Below are 9,322 nucleotides of genomic sequence, written 5' to 3'. Positions count from 1 at the left end.
CTTCGGCCGAGTAGCGGCCTTGGGCCACGTACTGGCGCTGCAGCTCGTTACGCACACCTTCGAGGGTGGCACGCTGGAAGATCTCGCCTTCGGCTAGGCCCGATTGTTTCAGGCCCTTCATCAGGTCTTCGGTGCTGATCGCCTTGTTGCCTTCAATCTCGATGCTCGACACCGACGGGCGCTCGACCACGTTGATGATCAGCACATTGCCATCGCGGCTCAACTGGATGTCCTGGAAGAACCCGGTCTTGAACAAGGAACGCGTCGAGTCCACCAGGCGGCGGTCGTCGGCCTGGTCGCCAACGTTCAGCGGCAAGGCACCGAACACACTGCCAGCGGAAACCCGCTGCAGGCCGTTGACGCGAATGTCGGCGATCCTGAACGGTGAGGCCTGGGCCAGCGTGGCTTTCAGCAGCAGGATGGAGAGCAACAGGCGCGGGTAGTTCATCGGGGGTTCCAGACAAGCGGATTTGGAGGGAGGCGAGCGCGGGCAACCCGCAAGCAGCGGGCGATGAGGATACGGGCGGGCTGTGTACGGCGCGGTTAGCCGAGGGTAAAGATGTGTAAAGTCCGACCGGCCGGCGGTGACAGTGCCGGCGCGTAGGGCGATCATTACTCCCCCTGCAATTGCGATATCTGGCCCTGATGATCCCTGTGCTGCTGGTCGACGACGACCGCGAACTGACCGAAATGCTCTCTTTGTACCTGGCGCGCGAAGGCTTCCAGGCAACGGCCGTGGACACCGGCGAAGAAGGCGAGACCCAGGCGTTGTCCGGTGACTTCCAGGTGGTGGTGCTGGACGTCATGCTGCCCGGCATTTCGGGCATCGAAGTGTTACGCCGCGTGCGCGCGCGCAGCCAGGTGCCGGTACTGCTGCTGACGGCCCGTGGCGACAACATCGACCGCATCGCCGGCCTGGAGCTGGGTGCCGACGACTATGTACCCAAGCCCAGCTCTCCTGGCGAGCTGGTGGCGCGCCTGCGGGCGATACTGCGCCGCGTGAAGCCACACCTGATGGGTGAAACCAGCGCGCCCGAGGTACCTGAACAGGTACGCAGCGGTGCATTGAAAATGTGGCCGGGGCGGCGCGAGGCACGCTGGGGCGCAGCCACGCTGGAATTGACCGGCTCCGAGTTCAGCCTGCTCGAAGCCCTGGCGCGCCAGGCCGGTCAGCTGGTCAGCAAGCAGGACCTGTCGCTCAATGCCCTGGGCCGGCCACTGACCCGTTATGACCGACGCATCGATGTGCACGTCAGCAGCATCCGGCAAAAACTTGGCCCGCGTGCCGATGGCAGCAGCTGGATACAGAGCGTGCGCGGCATGGGCTACATGCTGATCGTCGAATGATGCGCCGGCGTCTGTTCTGGAAGCTGTTCCTGGCGTTCTGGCTGGCCAACACCCTGACCTTCCTGGTGGGGGCGGGGGCCTTCATGCTCAATGAGCTGCGCGGCGATACCCCCGGGCTGCGTTCGCTGCTGGCCACCGAGCTGCAAATGCTCGAACGGCATGGCGAGCGGGCCGGCCGCCAGTTGCTGGACGTGTCGCCACAGCCGCAGGATGTGCAAGTAGGCCTTTACGACGATCAAGGCCGCTTGCTGGCTGGCCAAACGGTGCACGTGGCGCGTTTCGAGCAGGCACTGCTCGACCGTGACGGCCGCCCGCTGGTGCTGCGCGCTTCGGTGGCCACCCGTGTCGGTATGGCACCGCGCCCACGCAACCTTGGCCCGTTTGTGACAGGGGCGGTGATGAGCGCGCTGTTCGCGCTGTTGTGCAGCTTTTACCTGACCCGGCCGCTGACCTGGCTGCGCGAGGCCATGGGCCAGGTTGCCCAAGGCCGTTTCGATGTGCGGGTCAGGCCGCGGCTGGGCAAGCGCCGTGACGAAATCGTCGACCTGGCCGAGGACTGTGACCGCATGGCCGGCCAGCTCAAGGCCCTGGTGCAGGCCCAGCAGAACCTGCTGCATGATATTTCCCATGAGCTGCGCTCACCGCTTACCCGCATGCATGCCGCCATCGGCCTGATGCGCCAGCAACCCGACCGGCCCGACATGCTGGAGCGGGTCGAGCGCGAGTCGCGGCGCATGGACGACCTGATCGAGCAACTGCTGACCCTGGCCCGTGCCCAGTCCCGTCAAGGCAACAGTGACTTCGCCAGCGTGGATGTGGTCGAACTGCTGGCGCAGATCGTCGAGGATGCCCGTTTCGAGGCAGGCATGAAGCAGTGCCAGGTGTCCTTGCTGGCTCAGGGCGCGTTTCTCATGCATGGCCATGAAGAGCTCCTGTACCGGGCTTTCGAGAACGTCATCCGCAATGCCGTGCGCTACACCAAGCCCGGCACGGCGGTATTGGTGGAGGCCGCACCGGCACCAGGTGGGCAATGGTTGCAGGTGTGCGTCAGCGACCATGGCCCGGGCGTCGACCCGGCGCGCCTGCAGCGCATCTTCGAACCGTTCGACCGTGGCACCGACAGCAGCGACGGCTTCGGCCTGGGGCTGGCGATCGCCCAGCGTGCCATCGCCTTGCACGGTGGCAGCATCACCGCGCTGGCCGCCGCCACAGGGGGCTTGCGGGTACGCATCGAACTGCCGCAAGCCATTGCTACTTGAAGCCGGTGACCGCGTGGGGAACGTAAGGGGCCTGCAAGCGCGCCACCTCGTCCTCGCTCAGCTGCAGTGACAGTGCGCCCAGGGCATCGTCCAGGTGGGCGGGCTTCGAGGCGCCGACGATAGGGGCGCTAACGCCGGCCCTACCCAGCACCCAGGCCAGCGCAACCTGGGCCATCGGCACCCCCCGTTCGCTGGCGATCTGCTCGACCACATCGATTACCCGGCCGTCCTCCACCTCGGTCTTTTCATAGAACGACTGCCCGGACACATCGGTGCGCGTGCGTTGGGTTTGCTGCCCATGCGGCCGGGTCAGGCGGCCGCGCGCCATCGGGCTCCAGGGCATCAGGCCGACGCCTTGATCCAGGCACAGCGGGATCATTTCTCGCTCTTCTTCGCGGTAGATCAGGTTGAGGTAGTTCTGCATCGACACGAAGCGGCTCCAGCCATGGTTGGCGGCTACCTGCTGCGCCTTGGCGAACTGCCAGGCATACATCGACGATGCACCGATGTAGCGCGCCTTGCCGGCCTTGACCACATCATGCAGAGCTTCCATGGTTTCCTCGATGGGGGTGTGGTAGTCCCAGCGGTGGATCTGGTAAAGGTCGACGTAGTCTGTGCCCAGGCGGCTGAGGCTGGCGTCGATGTTGGCCATGATCGCCTTGCGTGACAAGCCTTGCTCATTGGGCCGGCTGGCGCCTTCCCACATGTTGGCAGGGAAGAACACCTTGGTGGCGATCACGGTTTCTTCGCGGCGGGTAAACTCCCTCAGGAGTTTGCCGAGGATGATTTCCGAGGTGCCGGCGGAATAGCTGTTGGCAGTGTCGAAGAAGTTGATGCCTTGCTCGACGGCATGGCGAATGATCGGCCGGCTGGCGTCTTCGCCCAAGGTCCAGGGATGAGTGCCGGCGTCGGGTTCACCGAAGGTCATGCAGCCCAGGCACAGCCTTGAAATGTCCAGCCCAGTGCTACCCAGCTTTACGTACTGCATCGTCGTCTCCTTCAAGGGCGTGAGTGATGGAGTTAGCCTAACGCTGGCAGGGTTGGGCGAAAATTCCGTATTGATGCATGCGCCATCTGCAAGAATTCACAAGCGTAGCAGCGGCCGCACCTGTTGCTGAAGGAAGTCGGTAACCGCCTTGATCCGCGGCGTGGCGCGCACGTCTTCATGCACGGCCAGCCAGATTTCGATGCTCATTGTCTGTTGGGCGCTGCCTGCTTCTTTCAGACCGTGTTCCTGTGCCATGAACGCGGGCAGGCAGGCGATGCCGATGCCGCCGGCACAGGCTTGGGCCTGGATGCGCAGGTCATTGCTGTGCAATGCGAACGGCTGCTGGCCGGCCTGGAGGTTGAGCCATTGCTGTTGTGGGGAACGGGCCTGAGACTCGTCGTAGCCGATGTAGCGCCTGACCGTTGCGCTGGCCAGGTAACCGGGCGAGGCATACAGCCGGTAATCCAGGTGCCCCAGCAGGCTGACCACCAGAGTTGGCTCTGTCGGCCTGGCCAGGGCGATGCTGATGTCAGCTTCGCGGCGGACCAAGGATGCCTTGGATTTGCTGCCTACCAGCTTCAGGCGCAGCTGTGGGTAGCGCTGGTACAGCTCGCCCAGGCGCCGGGCGACGATGCTGCCCAGCAGCGCCGGTGGTGCCGAGAGCACCACTTCGCCTTCCACTGTCTGTTGGCCGGCGCTGGCGAAATGCTCCAGGGCAAAAGAGGACATGGCCATCTGCTCGGCGAGTTCCGCAACACGTTGGCCTTCGTGGGTGAGGGCATAAGCGCGGGGACGTCGGTCGACCAGCTTGAGCTTGAGCGAAGCTTCGAGCGAGGCGATGCGCCGGGCCACGGTGGCGTGGTCGACACTCAGGGTCTTGGCAGCGGCCGACAGCGAGCCGGCCGAGCTGAAGGCGGAGAAATGGCGCAGGTCTTCCCAATCGAACATGAATGACTCGGCAGTGGCGGGTGCATAAAGGGGTAGGGTAACCCTTTATGACCCTGCCGGCTTCAATGCCCGCCTTTCATCCGCCGCGCCACCAGGTAGATGCCCAGGCCAACCAGCGCAGTCGCGGCGCCGATGTACCCGGTGCTGGTCCAGCCCATGCCGGCAGTGATCGCCATGCCTCCCAGCCATGGCCCCAGGGCATTGGCCAGGTTGAACGCCGCATGGTTCGACGCCGCTGCCAGGCTAGGTGCCTCATGGGCAATGTCCATGAGGCGGATCTGTAGCGGTGCCGCCAGCGCGATCATGGTGCCCACCAGGCCGATGCCCAGCAGCAGGCTCCACAGCGCCTGGGCGGCGAAGGTAAAGAACAGCAGCACGGCGACCGACCACATCAGTACCAAGCCCACGGCGCGGAACTGCAGGCGGTCGAACAGCTTGCCGCCAGCGATGTTGCCGACGATACCGCCCACGCCGAACGCCGCCAGACCAAACGGAATCCACTGTGGCGACACCTGGGTCACGTGCAGCATGGTCGGTGCCAGGTAGCTGAACACGCAGAACATGCCGGCAAAACCGATCGAAGCGATGGCCAGCGCCATCCATACCTGTGGGAGGGCAAAGGCCTGTAGCTCCTTGCGCGGGTCGCTGCGTGTTTCGTCGTGGCGCTGGGGCACGAAACGCCAGACCAGGGCGATGGTGCACAGGGCGATCGCGCCGACCAGCACGAATGCCGAACGCCAACCGAAGTACTGGCCCAGGAAGGTGGCAACCGGGTTGCCGAGCAACATGGCCAAGGTCAGGCCCATCATTACCCGGGCAACCGCCCCCGCGCGCTGATCCTTGGCGACCATGCTCGAGGCGACCACTGCGGCAATGCCGAAGTAGGCGCCGTGGGGCAGGCCGCTGATGAAACGAAATGTGACCAGGCCACCGAACGAGGGGGCAAAGGCCGTGGCCAGGTTGCCCACGGCATACAGCAGCATCAACAGCAGCAGCATGTGCTTGCGCAACAGTTTGGCACCGAGAATGGCCAGTGTCGGTGCGCCAACCATCACCCCCAGCGCATACGCGCTGATGGCATGGCCCACCTGCGGCTCGCTCAACTGCAAATTGCTGGCAATGTCGGGCATCAGGCCCATGATGGCGAATTCGCCGGTGCCGATGGCAAAGCTGCCCAGTGCCATGGCGGCTTCCATCTTGGCGACGGTGTGTTTACTGGGGAGCGGGGGGCGTTCCTGGACTGACATTTGTATCCCTATTGAAACATGCTGAAACGTTCAAGGCGGGATAATAGTCAATCGATGGCTGCAACGTCGAGGATGCTGCCCCGGCTTCCGCGACGTTGCAGCCCGTTTCCTGCTCAGTGTGCGGGCGCGCTTGCTATGCCCCTGGCTGAAGTGACGGGATCCTGTGGCAGCGGGTACGCCTGCTCTTTTAGACTGCGGGCGGTGACGCGCCAACCCTCGGCAAACGGTGTGTACACGCGCCACGCACTCGGTTCACAAGGACAACTGCAATGTCAGATACCCCGCGCAACCCGCTGCTTATCGATGGGGCCGTCGGCCAGATCGAGCTGTTGATCGACTACCCCGACGGACCACCCAAAGGGCTGGTGCTGGTCAGCCATCCGCAACCGCTGCTGGGCGGTAGCCCACGGCATATCGTGCCACTGACCCTGGCACGGCAGCTGCGTGCAGCCGGCTGGCAAGTGGTACGGCCGAGCTTTCGTGGGGTGGGGCAGACGCAAGGCGCGCACGACCAGGGCATCGGTGAAGCCGAGGATTGCATCGCGGTCATCCGTCACTTCAATCAGCAACAGCCCGAGCTGCCGGTAGCGCTGGTCGGGTTTTCCTTTGGGGCCTACGTGTTCGCCCGGGTTGCCTGTGCGCTGGAAGGGCAGTTGCAGGCAGTCGCATTGATGGGGCTGCCGGTGGGGGATGTACCGGGAGGGCGCTATTACGAGCCATTGCCGCTGCCTGGGGATTGCCTGTTACTCCATGGTGAACAGGATGAAATGGCACCGCTGGCCAACCTGCTGCAATGGGCTGGCCCTGAACAACGGGCAGTGTCGGTATACGCCGGTGCCAATCACTTTTTCAAAGGCTGCCTGGGGCGTGCCGCGGAGCAGGTGATTGCTCATCTCGCCCAGAAGACTGGTACTCACCGCTCCAGGTAATGCGTCTGTGCAGCAAAATCGATAAACCGCTTGCTGGCCAGCGACAGGTATTCCCCCGAGCGCCAGCACAAGCGGAAACTCATCTGCTGTGCTGGCCGGAACGGCACGCCGACGATGCCTGGCGTGCGTTGCTGCACCGAGCGCAGCAGGGTCGCCACCCCCATGTTGTCCAGCGCGGCCTGCACCACCAGCGAGACGAAGTTGCTCTGTAGCGCCACCTGGTAAGTGATGCCATGTTCGGCGAAGAACGCATCCAGAAGATGGCGTTGAACGAAGGTGCGATCGAACACCACCATGTCGGTATTGCGCAGGTCTTCGGCGGTGAGGTAGGCCTTGCCGGCATAGGGGTGATCCGGGTGCATGCACGCCAGCATCTCGTCGCTGCCCAGCAGGATCGACTCCTTGTCCGGCGGTACACGCCGGGACTCCAGCAGCGCCAGGTCGATTTCCCGTTGCTCCAGGCGATGGCCAATGTCTTCGGCACTGCCTTCGAACACGGTCATGGCAATGCCCGGGTACGACTTGCGGAAGGCGTTCATCAACCCGGGGACGTAGTGCAGGCCGAACATCGGCGGGATACCCAGGCGCACTTCACCGCGCTTGAGGTCGGCCATGTCGCGCAGCTCTTGCCGGGCAACGTCCATTTCGCGCAGGGCAGAGGCAATGCGCGGCAAGAACTGCTCGCCTTCTGCCGTGAGGATCACTTTGCGCGTGGTGCGGTTGAACAGGGTTACCCCCAGTTCTTCTTCCAGCCGGGTGACGGCCATGCTCAGCGCTGGCTGGGCGATGTGCAGGTGCTGCGCGGCCTTGGTGAAGCTGCCTTGCCGGACGATTTCGACACAGCAGCGCAATGCCTTGAGGTTCATTGAGGGGTGCTACCTTTCATGCGAGATGCATTCATAACGAACTGTGATGCTAAGCATCATAACAATATATTTATTATTATTAACCAGAGGGCCTACGATGCGCGCCACTGAGACATCCTGCAACATCTCAGTCACGCAGCTTAATAAATCTGCAATCCCACAAAGATTTTGAGGTAGTACCCCAAATGGCCAAGGCCGCCGATGTCGTTGTGCAATGCCTGGAAAACGAAGGTGTCGAGTATGTATTCGGCATTCCCGGTGAGGAAAACCTCGACCTGCTCGAATCCCTGCGCAAGTCGAAGATCAAGCTGGTACTGACCCGTCACGAGCAGTCTGCAGGTTTCATGGCTGCCACCTACGGTCGTCTGACCGGCAAGACCGGCGTCAGCCTGTCGACCCTCGGCCCTGGTGCCACCAACCTGGTGACCGCCAGCGCCTACGCCTACCTGGGCGGCATGCCGATGATGATGATCACCGGGCAGAAGCCGATCAAGAAGTCCAAGCAGGGTCGCTTCCAGATCATTGACGTGTGCGGCATGATGGACCCCATCACCAAGTACACCCACCAGTTCGCCTCGGCCGACAACATCCCGGCCCGCATGCGCGAAGCCTTCCGCCTGGCCGAAGAAGAAAAGCCGGGTGCGGTGCACCTGGAGCTGCCGGAAGACATCGCCGCCGAGCAGACCGACGCGCTGCCGATCCCGCGCAGCCTGCACCGCCGCCCGCTGGCCGAGCACGTGGCCATTGAAGCTGCCGTCGAGAAACTGCAGAACGCGCGTAACCCGATCCTGGTGATCGGTGCCGGTGCCAACCGCAAGATGACCGCCAAGGTCCTCAAGCAACTGATCGACAAGACCGGCATCCCGTTCATCACCACCCAAATGGGTAAAGGCGTGGTCGACGAGCGCCACCCGCGCTTCCTCGGCAACGCTGCGCTGTCGTCGGGCGACTTCGTTCACCGCGCCGTCGAAGCCGCCGACCTGATCGTCAACATTGGCCACGATGTGATCGAGAAGCCGCCGTTCTTCATGGTCCGTGGCGGCACCGAAGTCATCCACATCAACTTCCGCTCTGCCGAAGTCGATGCTGTGTACTTCCCGCAAGTAGAAGTGATCGGCGACATCGCCAACGCCGTGTGGCAGATCAGTGAAGCACTGAACGACACGTCGCACTGGGACTTCACCCGCCTGATGGCCATCCGTGAAGCCAACGAAGCACAGATCGCCGAAGGCGCCGACGACGACCGCTTCCCGGTCTACCCACAGCGCATGGTGGCTGACATCCGTCGTGTACTGCCGTCCGAAGGCATCGTCGCCCTGGACAACGGCATCTACAAGATCTGGTTCGCCCGCAACTACAAAGCGCACAAGCCAAACACCGTGCTGCTGGACAACGCCCTGGCGACCATGGGCGCCGGCCTGCCATCGGCAATGGCTGCGCACCTGGTGCACCCGGACCGCCCGGTAATCTCGGTGTGTGGTGACGGCGGCTTCATGATGAACAGCCAGGAACTGGAAACTGCAGTACGTCTGGGCATGCACATCACCGTGGTGATCCTGCGTGACGACGGCTACGGCATGATCCGCTGGAAGCAGGCCAACATGGGCTTCACCGATTTCGGCCTGGACTACGGCAACCCGGACTTCGTCAAGTATGCCGAAGCCTACGGCGCCAACGGCCACCGCGTGGAAAGCGCCGAAGGCCTGCTGCCGCTGCTGGAGCACTGCATCAAGACCCC

General features: G+C 63.4%; 9 protein-coding genes. 4 read left to right on the top strand and 5 right to left on the bottom strand.

Translation table 11 applies throughout. The annotated features are described in order from the left end of the window. The coding region (locus BJQ17_RS28990) for a POTRA domain-containing protein (protein ID WP_083285129.1) at nt 1–448 on the bottom strand (448 nt) is incomplete at its 3' end. Nucleotides 449–645: 197 nt separating this feature from the next. Here BJQ17_RS28990 and BJQ17_RS28985 point away from each other — a divergent pair. Then, nucleotides 646–1,347 (top strand): response regulator transcription factor, encoded by a 702-nt coding sequence (locus BJQ17_RS28985; protein ID WP_004374934.1) that lies wholly within the window; start codon nt 646–648, stop codon nt 1,345–1,347. After that, nucleotides 1,344–2,606 (top strand): ATP-binding protein, encoded by a 1,263-nt coding sequence (locus BJQ17_RS28980; protein WP_070096970.1) that lies wholly within the window; start codon nt 1,344–1,346, stop codon nt 2,604–2,606. The genes BJQ17_RS28985 and BJQ17_RS28980 overlap by 4 nt, the downstream gene beginning before the upstream one ends. Here BJQ17_RS28980 and BJQ17_RS28975 read toward each other — a convergent pair. The 3 genes from BJQ17_RS28975 to BJQ17_RS28965 form a co-directional block, all read right to left on the bottom strand. After that, nucleotides 2,599–3,594 carry an aldo/keto reductase gene (locus tag BJQ17_RS28975; protein WP_010954243.1) on the bottom strand — a complete coding sequence of 332 codons (996 nt, stop codon included), beginning with the start codon at nt 3,592–3,594 and terminating at the stop codon, nt 2,599–2,601. The genes BJQ17_RS28980 and BJQ17_RS28975 overlap by 8 nt on opposite strands. A 96-nt stretch (nt 3,595–3,690) precedes the next feature. Next, nucleotides 3,691–4,542, bottom strand: coding sequence for a LysR family transcriptional regulator (locus tag BJQ17_RS28970; RefSeq protein ID WP_070096969.1), 852 nt, complete (start codon nt 4,540–4,542; stop codon nt 3,691–3,693). A 62-nt stretch (nt 4,543–4,604) separates the two neighbouring features. Continuing rightward, entirely contained in the window at nt 4,605–5,789 is a 1,185-nt protein-coding gene (locus tag BJQ17_RS28965) for an MFS transporter (RefSeq protein ID WP_033725485.1), read from the bottom strand. 269 nt (nt 5,790–6,058) lie between these two features. On the opposite strand from BJQ17_RS28965, the gene BJQ17_RS28960 reads away from it, so the two are divergent. After that, entirely contained in the window at nt 6,059–6,718 is a 660-nt protein-coding gene (locus tag BJQ17_RS28960) for an alpha/beta hydrolase (protein ID WP_004374923.1), read from the top strand. Here BJQ17_RS28960 and BJQ17_RS28955 read toward each other — a convergent pair. After that, nucleotides 6,703–7,584 (bottom strand): LysR family transcriptional regulator, encoded by an 882-nt coding sequence (locus BJQ17_RS28955; RefSeq protein ID WP_004374921.1) that lies wholly within the window; start codon nt 7,582–7,584, stop codon nt 6,703–6,705. The two genes, BJQ17_RS28960 and BJQ17_RS28955, sit on opposite strands and share 16 nt — an antisense overlap. Before the next feature lie 185 nt (nt 7,585–7,769). On the opposite strand from BJQ17_RS28955, the gene BJQ17_RS28950 reads away from it, so the two are divergent. Beyond that, nucleotides 7,770–9,322 (top strand): acetolactate synthase large subunit (locus BJQ17_RS28950; protein WP_060546717.1); only part of this gene is annotated, 1,553 nt, incomplete at its 3' end.

It is taken from the genome of Pseudomonas sp. NBRC 111139, assembly GCF_001753955.1.
GTDB lineage: Bacteria > Pseudomonadota > Gammaproteobacteria > Pseudomonadales > Pseudomonadaceae > Aquipseudomonas > Aquipseudomonas alloputida.
This window is presented reverse-complemented; position numbering and strand designations above follow the sequence as displayed.

What these genes read in the sequence shown, in the direction of transcription:
- BJQ17_RS28965 (WP_033725485.1), bottom strand. Translation starts at nt 5,789, where the DNA reads ATGTCAGTCCAGGAACGCCCCCCGCTCCCCAGTAAACACACCGTCGCC.
- BJQ17_RS28975 (WP_010954243.1), bottom strand. Translation starts at nt 3,594, where the DNA reads ATGCAGTACGTAAAGCTGGGTAGCACTGGGCTGGACATTTCAAGGCTG.
- BJQ17_RS28960 (WP_004374923.1), top strand. Translation starts at nt 6,059, where the DNA reads ATGTCAGATACCCCGCGCAACCCGCTGCTTATCGATGGGGCCGTCGGC.
- BJQ17_RS28985 (WP_004374934.1), top strand. Translation starts at nt 646, where the DNA reads ATGATCCCTGTGCTGCTGGTCGACGACGACCGCGAACTGACCGAAATG.
- BJQ17_RS28955 (WP_004374921.1), bottom strand. Translation starts at nt 7,584, where the DNA reads ATGAACCTCAAGGCATTGCGCTGCTGTGTCGAAATCGTCCGGCAAGGC.
- BJQ17_RS28970 (WP_070096969.1), bottom strand. Translation starts at nt 4,542, where the DNA reads ATGTTCGATTGGGAAGACCTGCGCCATTTCTCCGCCTTCAGCTCGGCC.
- BJQ17_RS28980 (WP_070096970.1), top strand. Translation starts at nt 1,344, where the DNA reads ATGATGCGCCGGCGTCTGTTCTGGAAGCTGTTCCTGGCGTTCTGGCTG.